The organism is Pseudoalteromonas sp. C2R02, assembly GCF_018860845.1.
Classification (GTDB): Bacteria; Pseudomonadota; Gammaproteobacteria; order Enterobacterales; family Alteromonadaceae; genus Pseudoalteromonas.
This window is the reverse complement of record NZ_JAHKQC010000004.1, coordinates 84,655-102,770: the sequence shown is the minus strand read 5'-3', so window position 1 is coordinate 102,770 and position 18,116 is coordinate 84,655. Positions and strand designations below refer to the sequence as shown.

Genomic DNA, 18,116 nt, shown 5'->3' with positions numbered 1-18,116 from the left:
CCAATACCAATACCAATACCTAGATAGAGGGTAATTTAAACATTAAAAAACTGATTTAAATTAGATCTCTAATAGTGAAAATCGGTCTAGGGGTTATGCCTTTAAGTGATTAGTTTGATTACATATCAATTGCAGCGCGATTAAATATAGGGCGCAGTGATCACAAAGGAAATCTTTAAAATTTTTTTAGAAGGGTTAGGATGATATTCTGTAATAGTTTAAGAAGTTAAAGTAACCATCAGCAAGTGAGTTTGCAGGGGAGGAATCGATAGAAATAAAAAAGCCAGTCGAAAAATCGCTGGCTTGGTAGGAGAGTATTATATCTTAATATAATTTTGTTTAGCGTTTACCTAACACTGTCATGATTGCACCTTTTCTGCCAACGCCTTTAGCGTCATACCAGAATGTGATTTTTTCTATTGCACGGGCTTTGCCTGGTAAGTCGATTAATCGTGATTTACTATCACGCGCGATAAATGCATGTATTTTCACTTCATGGCGTTGACCATTTTTAAAATGAACAACCATACGTTGTACTTTTATGCCGCTATTTTTGACTGCTAATTGTAATTTACTAAATGCGCCACGCTGACGTACGGTAACGGTATCGAAGTCAGCTTTTTTAGTTACGGTTTTACTACCTAAACTTAACCAGTTTTGTGCAGATACTGTATTAGTAAATAATGCCGTAAAGGCAAATGTGATTGTGATGATTAATGCTTTGATTGAAGTTTTCATTTTAATCCTTAATTACTCTACTATTTTCCATGCACCATCTGCTTGTAAGCATGCAGTGCCATAAGCTTGTTCAGTTTCGCCACCGATTGTAATTGTTTGCTGAAATTCACGACAGGTTAATCCAGACTTATTCGTACCTTCTTTAGTTGTTACTACTGAACCACTTGAAGAATCTGTATGCCAGTTAATTTCTTCGCCAACAGGCGCTGTTGTTGCTTTAACTTGAGCTGCTTCATGTTCACGTTGCGATGCTTCATTTAGGTTATCTAATAACTTGATAGCGATAGCTGTAAAAGCTAACCATTTTAGCGCATCGTTATCGTTATGATGATGTCCGTAACCAAAGTAAGCGTGTCCATAAGGACGATATACTGTCACATTGTGATATACACGTTTACGTGGTGTAACTACGACAAGTGTATTTTTATGATATGGCTGAGTTTTATATCTGTTGTTGTGTTGGTAATTATTTTGTCTATCACCTCTGTTGTCACCGCGATTATCTTGACGGTCGCCACGGTTATCGCCTCTGTTATCTTGTCTGTCACCCGCATTGTTATTTCTGTCATTAGGTGAAGCCATTACCGACATCGGTAAGCTGGCCGTTAATATAGAAGTGACTAATAACGTGATAACTGATTTTTTCATTTAAACTCTCCTTTAAATAATGCAACAAGTATATATTTCTTTCTCTGAATCAAAACTGAACAATAAAGAAAATATTTGAAATGTGAGTACTTTTAAATTTCCGCGCCTTCATATGGGTAAAAAAGCTGTGATATTTCTTACTACCTCTAGTTTTAAAATTCATATTAATTAAATATTGATCACGAGGGCTGATTAAACTATAATCAGCGGCCTTTTGTTATTGGGCTAGTTATTAATTAGCTAAATCCCTAACAAAAAGCATGAATTAAAAATTTTTGTAAAACACGGGAAGCCGTTTGAGTACGCGTCCTCACGCGCACTAGGCTAAGACCCACAATCGAGGTATTTATAATGGCTAAGAAAGTTGAAGCTGTAATCAAGCTACAAGTAGCTGCTGGTATGGCTAACCCTAGTCCACCAGTTGGTCCTGCACTAGGTCAGCACGGTGTTAACATCATGGAATTCTGTAAAGGCTTTAATGCTCGTACAGAGTCTTTAGAAAAAGGCGCTCCAGTTCCAGTTATCATTTCTGTATATTCAGATCGTTCTTTCACGTTCGATATGAAAACTCCACCTGCTGCTTACTTACTTAAGAAAGCTGCTGGAATCAAATCTGGTTCAGGTCGTCCTAACACTGAAAAGTGTGGCACAGTAACACGTGCACAACTAGAAGAAATCGTTACTATCAAGCAAGCTGATTTAACAGCTGCTGATATGGACGCTGGTGTACGCACAATTGCAGGTTCTGCACGTGCAATGGGCTTGAACGTAGAGGGTTAATCAGATGGCTAAACTTACTAAACGTATGCGTAATATCCGCGAAAAAGTGGAAGTTACTAAAGAATATGATATCAATGAAGCTGTTGCACTTTTAAAAGAATTAGCAACTGCTAAGTTCGTAGAAAGTGTTGACGTTGCTGTTAACCTTGGTATCGACGCTCGTAAATCTGACCAAAACGTTCGTGGCGCTTCTGTGCTACCACACGGTACTGGTCGTGATGTACGTGTTGCTGTATTTACTCAAGGCGCAAACGCTGAAGCTGCAAAAGAAGCTGGCGCTGAGCTTGTAGGTATGGAAGAACTTGCTGAGCAAGTGAAAAAAGGCGAAATGAACTTTGACGTTGTTGTTGCTTCTCCAGATGCAATGCGCGTTGTTGGTCAACTTGGTCAAATATTAGGTCCACGTGGCCTTATGCCTAACCCTAAAACTGGTACTGTAACTCCAAATGTTGCTGAAGCAGTTAAAAACGCGAAAGCGGGTCAGGTTCGTTACCGTAATGATAAGAATGGTATCATCCATACTACTATCGGTAAGGTTTCTTTTGATGCTGCACAGCTTCAAGGTAACCTAGAAGCACTAATCGTTGCGCTTAAGAAGGCTAAGCCTGCTCAAGCTAAAGGTGTTTACTTGAAGAAAGTAACTATCTCTACGACTATGGGTGCTGGTGTAACTGTTGATCAGGGTACACTTAATACTGTTGTAGCTTAATTTTTTAAATTAGCTATTACTGTATACTTGGCGCACAATTTAAGCTATAATTCTGCGCCACTTTATTGAAGAAATGTTTTATTTAAAATAAAGCTAAATTTTTCAATAAATAACAAATTCGGGTTGAAGTTTCGATTATTATTAATTAAAACTTCCGTCCAAGACCGTAGGTGTTATTTATTATTCGTAATAAAAGCTTAATTTCCTACGTAGATGGTGTAGAACCCCAGATAGATTTTTCCTAATCTTCTGGCTCTCGCCGTAAAAAGCACCTAAATATTATTGTGATATTTAGGATGAGTAAATCGGGGAACTTAATTTAAGTTTTCCAAGAACCAGGAGTCACACCCATGGCCTTAAACTTTGAAGGCAAAAAAGCGATTGTTGCTGAAGTCAGCGAAGCCGCTAGTGGTGCTCTATCTGCAGTAGTTGCAGATTCTCGTGGTGTACCTGTTGGCGCTATTACAGCCCTTCGTAAAGAAGCTCGTGAAGCTGGTGTATGGATGAAAGTTGTTCGTAACACTCTTGCTAAACGTGCTATCGAAGGAACTGAATTTGAGTGTCTTAACGATTCTTTAGTTGGTCCAAGCTTAGTTGCTTTTTCTAGCGAGCACCCTGGTGCTGCAGCGCGTATCTTCTCAGATTTCGCGAAGAAAAATGAACATTTTGAGCTTAAATTGGCCGCTTTTGAAGGTAACGTTGTAGACGTTGCTATGTTGGCTACATTGCCTACATACGATGAAGCAGTTGCACGCTTAATGAGCGCTATGAAAGAAGCGTCTGCCGGTAAATTGTGTAAAACAATTGAAGCAGTACGTGTACAAAAAGAAGAGCAATCTGCATAATCTTATAGAATTCTATAAGTTTAGATTGTTTTTATTGGTGTAAAATATTTTTTTAGAACATTATTTATTGTAAATAATAGTTCATATTATTAGGAAATTTGAAATGTCTGTATCTAAAGACCAAATCCTTGATGCTATTGCAGAAATGTCTGTAATGGATGTTGTTGCTCTTGTTGAAGCAATGGAAGAAAAATTCGGTGTAACTGCTGCTGCTGCAATGGTTGCTGGTCCAGCTGCTGAAGCTGCTGAAGAGAAAACTGAGTTTGACGTTGTTTTAGCATCTTTCGGTGCTAACAAAGTTGCTGCAATCAAAGCTGTTCGTGGCGCTACAGGTCTTGGCCTTAAAGAAGCTAAAGCTATGGTTGAATCTGCTCCAGTTGCACTTAAAGAAGGTGTTACTAAAGAAGAAGCTGAAGCGCTTAAGACTGATCTTGAAGCTATCGGTGCAACAATTGAAATTAAATAATCTGGCTTTTGCTAGGTTATCTGCCTAATTTATTAGGCACGGGCTGATGGTTTTTTAATCATCAGCCTTTTTGCGCTGTAGTGTTTTGCACTGCAGCGCATTTTGCCCTCTATGATTTATATTGTTTTTTACAATTATATCAAAGTGTGCAAACACACAATATGTAGTAAAAAATATGGCATTAATCGCCATTTTAGTCTGCTCATTTATGAGTGGTGTTCAAGATTCAGCAAGCTGAGGAACCTCATGGATTACTCTTATTCTGAAAAGAAACGTATCCGTAAGGATTTTGGTAAACGACCACAGGTTATGCAAATACCTAAACTGCTAGCTATGCAGTTGGATTCGTTCGCAAAATTCTTAAAGCCAAACGCCGAAGGCGAATATGGATTGGAAGCAGCCTTCCGTTCAGTATTCCCTATCAAAAACAACTCGGGTAGTGCTGAGCTTCAATACGTAAGTTACCGTATTGGCGAGCCAGTATTTGACGTTAAAGAATGTCAAATCCGTGGTGTTACTTTTTCTGCTCCTCTACGCGTAAAATTACGTTTAGTGGTAATGGATAAAGAAAATCCAGGCACAGTAAAAGACATAAAAGAACAAGAAGTTTACATGGGTGAAATTCCACTCATGACAGATACGGGTACCTTTGTAATCAATGGTACAGAGCGTGTTATTGTTTCTCAGCTGCATCGTAGTCCAGGTGTGTTCTTTGATAACGATCGTGGTAAGTCACACTCTTCTGGTAAAGTTTTATATAATGCTCGTGTTATTCCATACCGTGGTTCATGGTTAGACTTTGAATTCGATATTAAAGATAACTTACACGTTCGTATTGACCGTCGTCGTAAATTACCGGCATCAATCATTTTACGTGCATTAGAATACTCTACAGAAGAAATTCTAGCGATGTTCTTCGAAACAACTACGTTCGAAGTTGCTAACGGTAAAGTAATGATGGAATTAGTTCCTTCACGCTTACGTGGCGAAATCGCTACTTTTGATATTAAAGATCAAGAGGGTGAAGTGATTGCTGAAGCAGGTCGTCGTATTACTGCTCGTCATATCAGAACACTAGAGAAAAAATCAGTTACACAACTTGAAGTACCACATGAGTACTTGATTGATCGTGTAATTGCTAAAAATTATGTAGATGAAGAAACAGGTGAAGTTGTTGCTGAAGCAAATGCAGAACTTTCTCTAGAGCTTATGGCTGAATTAGTTAAAGCTGGCTTCACTCAAATTGATACGCTTTACATCAACGAAGTTGATAGTGGATCGTACATGTCTGATACAGTTCGTGTTGATTCAACTACGAACCGTTTAGAAGCACTTGTTGAAATCTACCGCATGATGCGCCCGGGCGAGCCACCAACCCGTGATGCTGCAGAAGCGTTATTTGAAAACTTATTCTTTAATGAAGACCGTTACGATCTATCTAAAGTAGGTCGTATGAAGTTCAACAGTCGTGTACTTCGTGACTCTGACACTGGACCAGGTATTTTAGCTAAAGAAGATATCGTTGACGTAATGAAGACATTGATCGACATTCGTAACGGTAAAGGCGAATCAGATGATATCGATCACTTAGGTAATCGTCGTATTCGTTCAGTTGGTGAAATGGCTGAAAACCAATTCCGCGTTGGTTTAGTACGTGTAGAGCGAGCTGTAAGAGAGCGTTTAACATTAGGTGATCTTGATGCGATTATGCCGCAAGATTTAATCAATGCTAAGCCTATCTCTGCTGCGGTTAAAGAATTCTTTGGTTCATCACAACTATCACAGTTCATGGATCAAAATAATCCGCTTTCAGAAGTAACACATAAACGTCGTATTTCAGCATTAGGACCGGGTGGTTTAACTCGTGAACGTGCTGGCTTTGAAGTACGTGATGTTCACGTAACTCACTACGGTCGTGTATGTCCAATCGAAACTCCTGAGGGACCGAATATCGGTCTAATTAACTCTTTGTCGTGTTATGCACGTACAAATGATTACGGTTTCTTAGAAACTCCTTACCGTAGAGTTATCGATGGCGTTGTTACTGACGAAGTAAACTACTTATCAGCAATTGAAGAAGGTCAATTTGTAATCGCACAGGCGAGCGCAGATATGACAGTTGATAAAGAACTTGTTGACGGGTTAATTCCTTGTCGTCATAAAGGTGAATCAACCTTTATGGGTAAAGATGACATTCAATACATGGATGTTTCTTCACAACAGGTTATTTCAGTTGCTGCGGCACTTATCCCGTTCCTTGAACACGATGATGCTAACCGTGCATTAATGGGTTCAAACATGCAACGTCAAGCAGTTCCGACGTTAAAAGCAGATAAGCCGCTAGTTGGTACTGGTATTGAACGTACTATTGCTAAAGAGTCTGGTGTAACTGTTGTTGCTAAACGTGGTGGTGTTGTTGATTACGCTGACTCAGGTCGTATCGTAGTTAACGTAAATGAAGCCGAGCGCATCCCTGGTGAAGCGGGCATCGACATTTACAACCTTACTAAATACACACGTTCTAACCAAAACACATGTATTAACCAACGTCCAACTTGTATGGTAGGCGAACCGGTTACTGCGGGTGACGTGTTAGCTGATGGTCCTTCAACGGATTTAGGTGATTTGGCACTTGGTCAAAACCTACGTATCGCTTTCATGCCTTGGAACGGTTACAACTTCGAAGATTCAATCCTTCTTTCAGAAAAAGTTGTAGATGAAGATCGTTTAACAACGATTCATATTCAAGAACTACAATGTATCGCTCGTGATACTAAGTTAGGTCCTGAAGAAATTACTGCCGATATCCCTAATGTAGGTGAGTCAGCACTAAGCAAACTTGATGAGTCAGGTATTGTTTACATCGGTGCTGAAGTTAAAGGCGGTGATATCTTAGTTGGTAAAGTAACCCCTAAAGGTGAAACACAACTAACGCCAGAAGAGAAACTTTTACGAGCTATCTTCGGTGAGAAAGCGTCTGATGTTAAAGATAGCTCTCTACGTGTATCTAACTCTATCTCAGGTACTATTATCGATGTTCAAGTCTTCACTCGTGACGGCGTTGAAAAAGATAAGCGTGCTTTAGAAATTGAAGATATGCAACTTCGTGAAGCGAAAAAAGACTTCAATGAAGAATTCAAAATCCTTGAAGAAGGTGTTTTAAGTCGTGCACGTACTTTACTCGTTGCGAATGGCATTGATGCAGATAAAGTTGCAACTTTGAATGGCGAGCAATTGCTAACTCAAAGTTTAGCTGATGAAACTGCACAAGCTGAGCTTGAGCAATTAGCCGAGCAATATGACGAACTTAAAGCTGACTACGATAAGCGTTTCGAAATTAAACGTCGTAAAATCACGCAAGGCGATGATTTAGCACCAGGTGTTCTTAAGATTGTAAAAATCTACCTAGCTGTTAAACGTACTATCCAACCTGGTGATAAGATGGCTGGTCGTCACGGAAACAAAGGTGTTATCTCAACTATCGTTCCTGTTGAAGATATGCCATACGATGAAAACGGTCGTACCGTTGATATCGTACTGAATCCGCTTGGTGTACCGTCTCGTATGAACATCGGTCAGATCTTAGAAGTACATATGGGTCTTGCTGCACGTGGTATCGGTGAGCGTATCGAAGAGATGCTTAAAGAACAACGTGAAGTTCATGAGCTTCGTAATTACATTAAGCAAGCATACGACCTAGGCGAATCTCGTCAAGAAGTTGATATTGCTAGCTTCACTGATGACGAAGTTAGACGTCTTGCTAAAAACCTTAAAGGCGGTTTACCAATCGCTACTCCAGCATTTGATGGCGCGATTGAAAACGAAATCAAAGACATGCTTGAGCTTGGTGGTTATCCAAGAAGTGGTCAGGTTACATTATATGATGGTCGTACAGGTGATGCATTTGAGCGTCAAGTAACTGTAGGCTACATGTACATGCTTAAACTGAATCACTTAGTTGATGACAAAATGCATGCGCGTTCAACCGGTTCTTACAGCCTTGTAACTCAGCAACCACTAGGTGGTAAAGCTCAGTTCGGTGGTCAGCGTTTCGGTGAGATGGAAGTATGGGCATTAGAAGCATACGGTGCTGCTTATACCCTACAAGAAATGCTTACTGTTAAGTCTGATGATGTTAACGGCCGTACTAAGATGTATAAGAACATCGTAGACGGAAACCACAAGATGGAACCTGGTATGCCGGAATCATTCAACGTATTGTTGAAAGAGATCCGCTCACTAGGTATCAATATCGAGTTGGAAGAAGAGTAAGCGAAACAGCTAACTTCATTTAAATGAGGTTAGCAACTCGCATGGCAAGCATAACTGGGTTGTTAGTTAACAGATTAATTAACAGCCCACACTATTAACTTCCGACAGGAGAGCTAAAGTGAAAGATTTACTTAAGTTTCTGAAGCAACAAAATAAGACCGAAGAATTTGATGCAATACGCATTGGTCTTGCTTCACCCGATATGGTTCGTTCATGGTCATTTGGTGAAGTAAAAAAACCAGAGACGATTAACTACCGTACTTTTAAGCCTGAGCGTGATGGCTTATTCTGTGCCCGTATATTCGGCCCAGTAAAAGATTATGAATGTTTATGTGGTAAATATAAACGTCTTAAGCACCGCGGTGTAATTTGTGAAAAATGTGGCGTTGAAGTTACATTAACTAAAGTTCGTCGTGACCGTATGGGTCATATCGAATTAGCAAGCCCAGTTGCACACATCTGGTTCCTTAAATCATTACCTTCTCGTATTGGTTTAATGCTAGATATGACACTTCGTGATATCGAACGTGTTCTTTATTTTGAATCTTTTGTTGTTACCGAGCCTGGTATGACAACATTAGAGCGTGGTCAACTTTTAGGTGAAGAAGAATATCTTGATTCACTAGAAGAGCATGGCGATGAATTTGAAGCTAAAATGGGTGCTGAAGCAGTACTTGATTTACTTCGTGAATTAGACTTAGGCCAGTTAATCGCAGAAATGCGTGAAGAGTTACCAACAATCAACTCTGAAACTAAGCGTAAGAAAATCACAAAACGTCTTAAATTAATGGAATCTTTCCACCAATCAGGTAATAACCCTGAGTGGATGATCATGACAGTATTACCAATTCTGCCTCCTGATCTTCGTCCATTAGTACCACTAGATGGTGGTCGTTTTGCGACTTCTGATCTAAATGACTTATACCGTCGTGTTATTAACCGTAATAACCGTCTTAAGCGTCTTCTTGAACTGGCTGCGCCAGATATTATCGTACGTAACGAAAAGCGTATGTTACAAGAAGCGGTTGATGCATTATTAGATAACGGTCGTCGTGGTCGTGCTATTACTGGTTCTAACAAACGTCCTCTGAAATCTCTTGCTGACATGATCAAAGGTAAGCAAGGTCGTTTCCGTCAAAACTTACTTGGTAAGCGTGTTGACTATTCAGGCCGTTCTGTAATTACCGTAGGTCCAACTTTAAGACTTCATCAGTGTGGTCTACCTAAGAAAATGGCACTTGAGTTATTCAAGCCGTTTATCTACGGTAAGTTAGAACTTAAAGGTATGGCAACTACGATTAAAGCTGCCAAGAAGATGGTTGAACGTGAAGTAGCTGAGGTTTGGGATATCTTAGATGAAGTTATCCGTGAACATCCAGTACTACTTAACCGTGCACCAACACTTCATAGATTAGGTATCCAAGCATTTGAGCCGGTACTAATCGAAGGTAAAGCGATTCAATTACACCCACTAGTTTGTGCGGCATACAATGCCGATTTCGATGGTGACCAAATGGCGGTACACGTACCGTTAACAATTGAAGCGCAGCTTGAAGCTCGTGCACTAATGATGTCAACAAATAATATTTTATCACCAGCAAATGGTGAGCCTATCATCGTTCCTTCACAGGATGTTGTATTAGGTCTTTATTACATGACTCGTGATTGCATTAACGCTAAAGGCGAAGGTGCAGTACTTAAGAGTGCTAAAGAAGCAGAAAAAGGTTACCGTGCAGGCGTATTTGATTTACACGCTATTGTAAAAGTACGTATGACTGAAACTGAAATTGATGCTGAAGGTAACCGTACTGAAGTGACTAACATTGTAGAAACTACAGTTGGTCGTGCGATTCTTTCTTTAGTATTACCTAAAGGTTTACCGTTCTTCTTAATCAATAACCCTATGGGTAAAAAGCAGATTTCTCACTTGCTTAATGAGTGTTACCGTCGTTTAGGTCTTAAAGATACAGTTATTTTTGCTGACCAAATCATGTATACCGGTTTCCATTATGCAATGAAGTCTGGTGTTTCTATAGGTATCGACGATTTAGAAATTCCACCGACTAAACCAGAAATCATTGGTAACGCTGAAGCAGAAGTAAGCGAAATCAATCAACAATTCCAATCAGGTCTTGTTACTGCTGGTGAAAAATATAATAAAGTTATCGATATTTGGTCACGTGTAAATGAAAACTTATCACGTGCGATGATGGATAACTTATCAAAAGATGACGTAGTTACTGCTCAAGGTGAAACTGTTCAACAGGATTCATTCAACTCAGTATTTATGATGGCCGATTCTGGTGCTCGTGGTAGTGCAGCTCAGATACGTCAGTTATCTGGTATGCGTGGCCTAATGGCACGTCCAGATGGTTCAATCATCGAAACGCCAATCACAGCGAACTTCCGTGAAGGTCTGAACGTACTACAGTACTTCATCTCTACGCATGGTGCGCGTAAAGGTTTGGCCGATACGGCACTTAAAACAGCTAACTCGGGTTACTTAACTCGTCGTCTAGTTGATGTTGCACAAGATTTGGTTATCAATGACAAAGATTGTGGCACATTAGATGGTCTAACAATGAAACCGCTAATTGAAGGTGGTGATGTTGTTGAGCCGTTACGCGAACGTGTATTAGGTCGTGTTGTTGCAGAAGATATCATTAAGCCTGGTACTACAGATGTTGTTCTTGTAGAACGTAATGTAATGCTAGACGAAAAACTGTGTGACATGTTAGAAGAAAACTCAGTTGATGAAGTACGTGTACGTTCAATCATCACTTGTGAAAATGACTTCGGTGTTTGTGCACAGTGTTACGGTCGTGACTTAGCACGTGGTCACCTGATTAACCAAGGTGAGTCAGTAGGTGTTATCGCTGCTCAATCAATCGGTGAGCCAGGTACACAGCTTACGATGCGTACATTCCACATCGGTGGTGCGGCATCAAGAGCATCAGCTGAAAACTCAGTACAAGTTAAGAGCACAGGTACTATTAAGCTACATAATGCTAAATCAGTAACTAATACTGATGGCAAGCTTGTTATTACTTCACGTTCAACTGAAATTTGTGTTATTGATGATCACGGTCGTGAAAAAGAGCGTTATAAAGTACCTTACGGTGCAGTATTAGCAGTTAAAGATGCTGACGCAATTGAAGCGAACGACGTTGTAGCAACTTGGGACCCGCATAGTCACCCAATCGTTGTTGAGCGTGTATCAAAAGTTACATTCAGTGACATTGATGAGTCAAACACTGAAACACAAACAGATGAGTTAACTGGTTTAACTCGTATGGTTGTGAAAGATCTTTCTAAGCTTAACGCGAAAGAGCCTAAACTAATTGTTGAAAGTGAAGAGACTGGTTTACAAGAAATCCGTTTACCTGCATTTACAACAATCGAAGTAAGTGATGGCAATACCGTTAATCCAGGTGACGTATTAGCACGTATCCCGCAGGAAGGTTCAAAAACTCGTGATATCACGGGTGGTCTACCGCGCGTAGCCGATTTATTCGAAGCGCGTAAACCAAAAGAGCCTGCTATTTTAGCTGAAGTAACTGGTACAATTAGCTTCGGTAAAGAAACTAAAGGTAAGAAACGTTTAGTTATCACTCCGCCAGAGGGTGACCACTACGAAGAGATGATTCCAAAATGGCGTCAACTTAACGTGTTTGAAGGTGAGTCTGTGTCTAAAGGTGAGGTTATCGCCGATGGTCCTGAGTCTCCACATGACATTTTACGTCTTCGTGGTGTAACAGATGTTGCTAACTACATTGTTAACGAAGTGCAAGACGTTTACCGTCTGCAAGGCGTAAAAATCAATGATAAGCACATTGAAACAATTATCCGTCAAATGATCCGTAAGTGTATTATCACTCACGGTGGTGACACTGAGTTCTTAAAAGGCGAACAAGTTGAAGTATCTCGAGTAAATATCTCGAATCGTGAACTTGAAGAGCAAGGCAAGATCCCAGCTCAGTTTGAAATCCAGTTAATGGGTATCACTAAAGCATCATTGGCAACAGAATCTTTCATCTCTGCAGCATCGTTCCAGGAAACAACACGTGTTCTGACTGACGCAGCAGTAAATGGTAAGAGCGATGAGCTTCGCGGCTTGAAAGAGAACGTAATCGTAGGTCGTTTGATCCCAGCGGGTACAGGTTTCTCTTATCATCAAGAACGTATGGCACGTCGTAAAAAGCGTAACGAACCAGCTGTTGAAGAACAGACGGTTAGTGCAGAAGATGCTGCTCAAGCATTAACTGATGCACTTAACGCGACCCTAGGCGACTAGTTTTTGAGTCTTTTAGTCAAATTTAAGACAAAATAAAGAAAAAAGGCGGTTAATACCGCCTTTTTTACGCTAATTGTTGACAGGTTAAACTTTGCTCATTAAAATTCCGCCACCCTTATGTTGAGGGCAAAAAATTTAGAGTGTAAAAATTCAATCTTTTTTGAACTAGCATTAGGCAGAATTTTAATTCTTTCAGCAGTCAATTAATCATTAGGAGCTATTTAATGGCAACTATCAACCAACTTGTACGTAAGCCACGTAGAAGTAAAGTTGTAAAAAGCAACTCAGCGGCGCTTAAAGCATGTCCGCAAAAACGTGGTGTTTGTACTCGTGTATATACTACTACTCCAAAGAAACCAAACTCTGCATTACGTAAAGTAGCGCGTGTTCGTTTAACGAACGGTTTCGAAGTAACATCATACATCGGTGGTGAAGGTCACAACTTGCAAGAGCATAGTGTAATCCTTATCCGTGGTGGTCGTGTTAAAGATTTACCAGGTGTGCGTTTTCACACAGTACGCGGCGCATTAGATTGTGCTGGTGTAAGTGATCGTCGTCAAGGACGTTCAAAATACGGTGCTAAACGACCTAAGGGTTAATAGTCTCCGTTAGTAAGGCCAAACACATAATTTAATTTTTTTGTTTTGGGTATGAGACTAACAAGTCCAACCTGAATAAACCGGAGATACAAAATGCCTAGAAGACGCGTAGTAGGTCAACGTAAAATTCTTCCAGATCCTAAGTTCGGATCAGAACTTCTTGCGAAATTCGTAAATGTTGTAATGCAAGATGGTAAAAAATCAACTGCTGAAAAAATCGTATACGGTGCGTTAGACGTGGCTGCTGAGAAATCAGGTAAAGCGCATCTAGAAATCTTTGAACAAGCACTTGAAGCAATTCGCCCAACGGTAGAAGTTAAATCTCGCCGTGTTGGTGGTTCTACTTATCAAGTTCCTGTAGAAGTACGTCCAGTTCGTCGCAACGCATTAGGTATGCGTTGGTTAGTAGACGCTGCACGTAAGCGTGGCGAAAAATCTATGGGCTTACGTTTAGCTCAAGAAATCGTTGACGCTGCTGATAATAAAGGCACTGCGGTTAAGAAACGTGAAGACGTTCACCGTATGGCTGAAGCGAATAAAGCATTCGCTCACTACCGTTGGTAGTCACTGCTTAAAATTGAAATGGTCTGGCTTATTAGTCAGATCTTTCTTGTTTAAGTGGTTTAAAGTTTTAAGAGGAATAGTATGGCACGTACAACCCCAATCGAGCGCTACCGTAATATCGGTATCGTTGCACACGTAGACGCTGGTAAAACTACCACAACTGAACGTGTGCTTTTCTACACTGGTCTTTCACATAAGATTGGTGAAGTTCACGACGGTGCTGCAACGATGGACTGGATGGAGCAAGAGCAAGAGCGTGGTATCACGATCACTTCTGCTGCTACCACATGTTTCTGGAAAGGTATGGACGCACAGTTCCAAGACCATCGTATCAATATCATTGATACGCCAGGACACGTTGACTTCACAATTGAAGTTGAGCGTTCGTTGCGTGTACTTGACGGTGCTGTAGTGGTTCTTTGTGCATCCTCTGGTGTTCAGCCGCAAACTGAAACAGTTTGGCGACAAGCGAACAAATACGAAGTCCCAAGAATGATCTTCGTAAACAAGATGGATCGCGTTGGTGCAGATTACCTTATGGTAGTCGACCAAATAAAGAACCGCCTAGGTGCTAATCCTGTTCCAATTCAACTTGCAATTGGCGCTGAAGAAGAATTCTCTGGCGTAATTGATTTAGTTAAAATGAAAGTCATAAATTGGTCTGATGAAGATCAAGGCATGTCTTTTAGTTACGATGAGATACCTGCTGATTTATTAGAAGAAGCAGAAATGTATCGTGAACAATTGGTTGAAGCGGCTGCTGAAGCTACCGAAGAGCTAATGGATAAATACCTTGAAGAAGGTGAACTTTCAGAAGCTGAAATTAAAAGCGCATTACGTAAGCGTACTTTAGCGAACGAAATCGTTCCTATGGCATGTGGTTCAGCTTTTAAGAATAAAGGTGTTCAAGCAGTATTAGATGCCGTTGTTGATTATTTACCGTCGCCAACTGAAGTGAAGCAAATTCAAGGTGTTCTTGAAGATGATTCCGAAGCTGAGCGTCCGGCAGATGACAACGCACCGTTTTCAGCGCTTGCATTTAAAATTGCAACCGACCCATTTGTTGGCACGCTTACTTTCTTTAGAGTGTATTCTGGCGTAGTAAAACAAGGCGACTTCGTTTATAACCCGATTAAGGGTAAAAAGGAGCGTTTTGGTCGTATCGTACAGATGCATGCTAATAGCCGTGAAGAAATCAAAGAAGTAAGAGCCGGTGATATCGCCGCTGCGATTGGTCTTAAAGAAGTCACCACAGGTGAAACTTTATGTGATCAGGATGCTGTTATTACGCTTGAGCGTATGGACTTCCCTGAACCAGTTATTTCAATTGCAGTAGAACCAAGAACAGTTGCTGATCAAGACAAAATGGGAATCGCACTAGGTAAACTAGCTGCTGAAGATCCATCTTTCAAAGTCCATACGGATGATGAAACTGGTCAAACAATTATTTCAGGTATGGGTGAACTCCACCTCGATATTATCGTAGATCGCATGCAACGTGAATTTAGCGTTGAGTGTAACGTGGGTAAACCTCAGGTTTCATACCGCGAATCGATTCGTAAAACTGTAGAAGTTGAAGGCAAATTTATACGTCAATCAGGCGGTAGAGGTCAATATGGTCATGTATGGCTTAGACTTGAACCGTTAGAAATAGACGTTAACGATGATGATGCGCCAAACTACGAATTCGTAAACGAAATTGTAGGTGGTGCTGTTCCTCGTGAATTTATACCGGCAGTAGATAAGGGTATCCAAGAACAAATGCAAAATGGTGTTCTTGCTGGTTTCCCTCTACTTGGTGTTAAAGCAACCTTGTTTGATGGCTCATTCCACGATGTTGACTCCAATGAAATGGCGTTCAAAATCGCAGGATCCATGGGTTTAAAAACAGGTGCATTAGATGCAAACCCTGCATTACTTGAACCTATGATGAAAGTTGAAGTTGTTACTCCAGAATCCAATATGGGTGATGTAGTTGGTGACTTAAACCGCCGTCGTGGCTTGATTGAAGGTATGGACGATGCTCCTGGTGGATTAAGACAAGTGAATGCACTTGTTCCATTAGCTGAGATGTTCGGTTATGCAACCGCCCTTCGATCTGCGACACAAGGTCGAGCTTCATACTCAATGGAGTTTTTGAAGTATGCTGAGGCATCAAAAAATGTCACAGAAACAATCATGGCAGCTCGTACTGCTAGATAATTTTTAGTTCGGTCCGATTCATAGCTCGCAAGGCTGGATTGGACTATTATATTCTTAATAGGAATTTTTAAGATGGCAAAAGAAAAGTTTGAACGCGTAAAACCGCATGTTAACGTTGGTACAATTGGCCACGTAGATCACGGTAAAACAACTCTAACAGCAGCAATCACAAACGTACTTGCAAAAGTATACGGTGGTGAAGCTAAAGATTTCTCTGCAATCGATAACGCGCCAGAAGAAAGAGAACGTGGTATCACTATCTCAACTTCTCACGTTGAATACGATACTCCAACTCGTCACTACGCACACGTAGATTGTCCTGGTCACGCCGATTATGTTAAAAACATGATCACTGGTGCTGCTCAAATGGATGGTGCTATCTTAGTAGTAGCTGCAACTGACGGCCCTATGCCACAAACTCGTGAGCATATCCTTCTTTCACGTCAGGTTGGCGTTCCTTACATCATCGTTTTCATGAACAAATGTGACATGGTTGATGATGAAGAACTACTTGAACTAGTAGAAATGGAAGTTCGTGAACTTCTTTCAGAATACGAATTCCCAGGTGATGATTTACCACTAATCGCTGGTTCAGCTCTTAAAGCGCTTGAAGGCGAGAAAGAGTGGGAAGATAAGATTGTTGAGCTTGCAGAAGCACTAGATTCTTACATTCCAGAGCCAGAGCGTGATATCGATAAAGCATTCATCATGCCTATCGAAGATGTTTTCTCAATCCAAGGCCGTGGTACTGTTGTAACTGGTCGTGTTGAAGCTGGTATCATCAACGTAAATGATTCAGTTGAAATCGTTGGTATCAAAGAAACTACAGTTTCTACATGTACTGGTGTTGAAATGTTCCGTAAGCTTCTAGACGAAGGTCGTGCTGGTGAGAACATTGGTGCACTTCTACGTGGTACTAAGCGTGAAGACGTTGAGCGTGGTCAAGTACTAGCAGCTCCAGGTACTATCAAGCCTCATACTAAGTTTGAGTCTGAAGTATACGTACTTTCAAAAGATGAAGGTGGTCGTCATACTCCATTCTTCAAAGGTTACCGTCCACAGTTCTACTTCCGTACAACTGACGTAACTGGTGATGTTCAATTACCAGAAGGCGTAGAAATGGTTATGCCTGGTGATAACGTTAAGATGGTTGTTGAACTTATCTGTCCAATCGCGATGGACGAAGGTTTACGCTTCGCTATCCGTGAAGGTGGCCGTACTGTAGGCGCTGGTGTTGTTGCTAGCATCGTAGAATAATAATTAGTTAATTCTAATTGTTAATAAAAAGGTCGCTTATGCGGCCTTTTTTAATGCCTGAAATAATGAGATAGTCTTAAAAAGACTGCAATAGAATAAATAATATGACAGTAAAAGATCATTGGGAAAATGTATATACAACTAAATCATATGATGAGGTGAGCTGGTTTCAATCTCATAGTATTAAGTCACTTGAGCTAATAAACTCACTAGGTTTACCTTTATCAGCATCTTTGATTGATGTTGGAGGTGGTGCTTCAATTTTAGTGGATGATTTGATTAAACTAGGTTATTCAAAGTTACAGGTTTTAGATTTATCACTAGCAGCTTTAAAAACTTCACAAGAACGCTTAGGAGACATTTCCAAGCAAATTAATTGGATTGAAGCTGATATAACTGATGAAAGATTAAAAGCGCTTAAAGTTGATTTATGGCACGATAGGGCTGTGTTCCACTTTTTGACTGATAAGATTAATCGTCAAAAATATATAAATAATTTAACGCATATATTAAATAAAAATGGTCATGTGATTATTGCTACATTTGCAGAGGATGGACCTGAGAAATGTAGTGGTTTAGATATATGTAGATATAACCCACATTCATTGGCTTTAGCGCTAGGTGAATGTTTTACCTTAGTCTCTCATCACAAAGAAACGCACCAAACCCCATTTAATACCAAGCAAAACTTTATTTATTGTCACTTTATAAAAAACTAATACTCTAAATTTTAGGCAAAAAA

At 40.3% G+C, this 18,116-nt stretch carries 13 protein-coding genes; 11 read left to right on the top strand and 2 right to left on the bottom strand.

Features of this window, described 5'->3' with window-relative positions; genetic code table 11:
• Window positions 1-339: 339 nt before the first annotated feature.
• The gene (locus tag KO527_RS00525; protein ID WP_216038470.1) at window positions 340-738 is read right to left on the bottom strand and encodes a hypothetical protein; all 399 of its coding nucleotides are present in this window, start codon (window positions 736-738) and stop codon (window positions 340-342) included.
• A gap of 12 nt (window positions 739-750) precedes the next feature.
• Window positions 751-1,386 (bottom strand): hypothetical protein, encoded by a 636-nt coding sequence (locus tag KO527_RS00520; RefSeq protein ID WP_216038469.1) that lies wholly within the window; start codon window positions 1,384-1,386, stop codon window positions 751-753.
• Between the two features lie 351 nt (window positions 1,387-1,737).
• On the opposite strand from KO527_RS00520, the gene rplK reads away from it, so the two are divergent.
• The 11 genes from rplK to KO527_RS00465 all read left to right on the top strand — a co-directional run bounded on the left by rplK (window position 1,738) and on the right by KO527_RS00465 (window position 18,093).
• Window positions 1,738-2,166, top strand: coding sequence for a 50S ribosomal protein L11 (rplK, locus tag KO527_RS00515; protein ID WP_042150064.1), 429 nt, complete (start codon window positions 1,738-1,740; stop codon window positions 2,164-2,166).
• A gap of 4 nt (window positions 2,167-2,170) precedes the next feature.
• Window positions 2,171-2,875 carry a 50S ribosomal protein L1 gene (rplA, locus tag KO527_RS00510; RefSeq protein ID WP_216038468.1) on the top strand — a complete coding sequence of 235 codons (705 nt, stop codon included), beginning with the start codon at window positions 2,171-2,173 and terminating at the stop codon, window positions 2,873-2,875.
• A gap of 350 nt (window positions 2,876-3,225) precedes the next feature.
• A complete protein-coding gene (rplJ, locus tag KO527_RS00505) occupies window positions 3,226-3,720 on the top strand; it encodes a 50S ribosomal protein L10 (RefSeq protein ID WP_216038467.1) in 495 nt (164 codons plus the stop codon).
• A 103-nt stretch (window positions 3,721-3,823) separates the two neighbouring features.
• Window positions 3,824-4,186 carry a 50S ribosomal protein L7/L12 gene (gene rplL / locus KO527_RS00500; protein WP_042150071.1) on the top strand — a complete coding sequence of 121 codons (363 nt, stop codon included), beginning with the start codon at window positions 3,824-3,826 and terminating at the stop codon, window positions 4,184-4,186.
• Window positions 4,187-4,432: 246 nt separating this feature from the next.
• Window positions 4,433-8,458, top strand: a complete 4,026-nt coding sequence (gene rpoB / locus KO527_RS00495) for a DNA-directed RNA polymerase subunit beta (RefSeq protein WP_042150074.1) — start codon at window positions 4,433-4,435, stop codon at window positions 8,456-8,458.
• A gap of 118 nt (window positions 8,459-8,576) precedes the next feature.
• Window positions 8,577-12,752, top strand: a complete 4,176-nt coding sequence (rpoC, locus tag KO527_RS00490) for a DNA-directed RNA polymerase subunit beta' (RefSeq protein WP_216038466.1) — start codon at window positions 8,577-8,579, stop codon at window positions 12,750-12,752.
• Between the two features lie 224 nt (window positions 12,753-12,976).
• Window positions 12,977-13,351 (top strand): 30S ribosomal protein S12, encoded by a 375-nt coding sequence (gene rpsL, locus KO527_RS00485; RefSeq protein ID WP_042150078.1) that lies wholly within the window; start codon window positions 12,977-12,979, stop codon window positions 13,349-13,351.
• 93 nt (window positions 13,352-13,444) lie between these two features.
• Window positions 13,445-13,915 carry a 30S ribosomal protein S7 gene (rpsG, locus tag KO527_RS00480; RefSeq protein WP_091988433.1) on the top strand — a complete coding sequence of 157 codons (471 nt, stop codon included), beginning with the start codon at window positions 13,445-13,447 and terminating at the stop codon, window positions 13,913-13,915.
• Between the two features lie 81 nt (window positions 13,916-13,996).
• Entirely contained in the window at window positions 13,997-16,117 is a 2,121-nt protein-coding gene (fusA, locus tag KO527_RS00475; RefSeq protein WP_216038465.1) for an elongation factor G, read from the top strand.
• A gap of 72 nt (window positions 16,118-16,189) precedes the next feature.
• Window positions 16,190-17,374 carry an elongation factor Tu gene (gene tuf / locus KO527_RS00470; protein WP_216038464.1) on the top strand — a complete coding sequence of 395 codons (1,185 nt, stop codon included), beginning with the start codon at window positions 16,190-16,192 and terminating at the stop codon, window positions 17,372-17,374.
• Between the two features lie 104 nt (window positions 17,375-17,478).
• A complete protein-coding gene (locus KO527_RS00465) occupies window positions 17,479-18,093 on the top strand; it encodes a class I SAM-dependent methyltransferase (protein WP_216038463.1) in 615 nt (204 codons plus the stop codon).
• Window positions 18,094-18,116 lie beyond the last annotated feature (23 nt).

What these genes read in the sequence shown, in the direction of transcription:
- KO527_RS00520 (WP_216038469.1), bottom strand. Translation starts at nt 1,386, where the DNA reads ATGAAAAAATCAGTTATCACGTTATTAGTCACTTCTATATTAACGGCC.
- rplK (WP_042150064.1), top strand. Translation starts at nt 1,738, where the DNA reads ATGGCTAAGAAAGTTGAAGCTGTAATCAAGCTACAAGTAGCTGCTGGT.
- rpsG (WP_091988433.1), top strand. Translation starts at nt 13,445, where the DNA reads ATGCCTAGAAGACGCGTAGTAGGTCAACGTAAAATTCTTCCAGATCCT.
- KO527_RS00525 (WP_216038470.1), bottom strand. Translation starts at nt 738, where the DNA reads ATGAAAACTTCAATCAAAGCATTAATCATCACAATCACATTTGCCTTT.
- rplA (WP_216038468.1), top strand. Translation starts at nt 2,171, where the DNA reads ATGGCTAAACTTACTAAACGTATGCGTAATATCCGCGAAAAAGTGGAA.
- rplL (WP_042150071.1), top strand. Translation starts at nt 3,824, where the DNA reads ATGTCTGTATCTAAAGACCAAATCCTTGATGCTATTGCAGAAATGTCT.
- fusA (WP_216038465.1), top strand. Translation starts at nt 13,997, where the DNA reads ATGGCACGTACAACCCCAATCGAGCGCTACCGTAATATCGGTATCGTT.
- rplJ (WP_216038467.1), top strand. Translation starts at nt 3,226, where the DNA reads ATGGCCTTAAACTTTGAAGGCAAAAAAGCGATTGTTGCTGAAGTCAGC.
- KO527_RS00465 (WP_216038463.1), top strand. Translation starts at nt 17,479, where the DNA reads ATGACAGTAAAAGATCATTGGGAAAATGTATATACAACTAAATCATAT.
- rpsL (WP_042150078.1), top strand. Translation starts at nt 12,977, where the DNA reads ATGGCAACTATCAACCAACTTGTACGTAAGCCACGTAGAAGTAAAGTT.
- rpoB (WP_042150074.1), top strand. Translation starts at nt 4,433, where the DNA reads ATGGATTACTCTTATTCTGAAAAGAAACGTATCCGTAAGGATTTTGGT.
- tuf (WP_216038464.1), top strand. Translation starts at nt 16,190, where the DNA reads ATGGCAAAAGAAAAGTTTGAACGCGTAAAACCGCATGTTAACGTTGGT.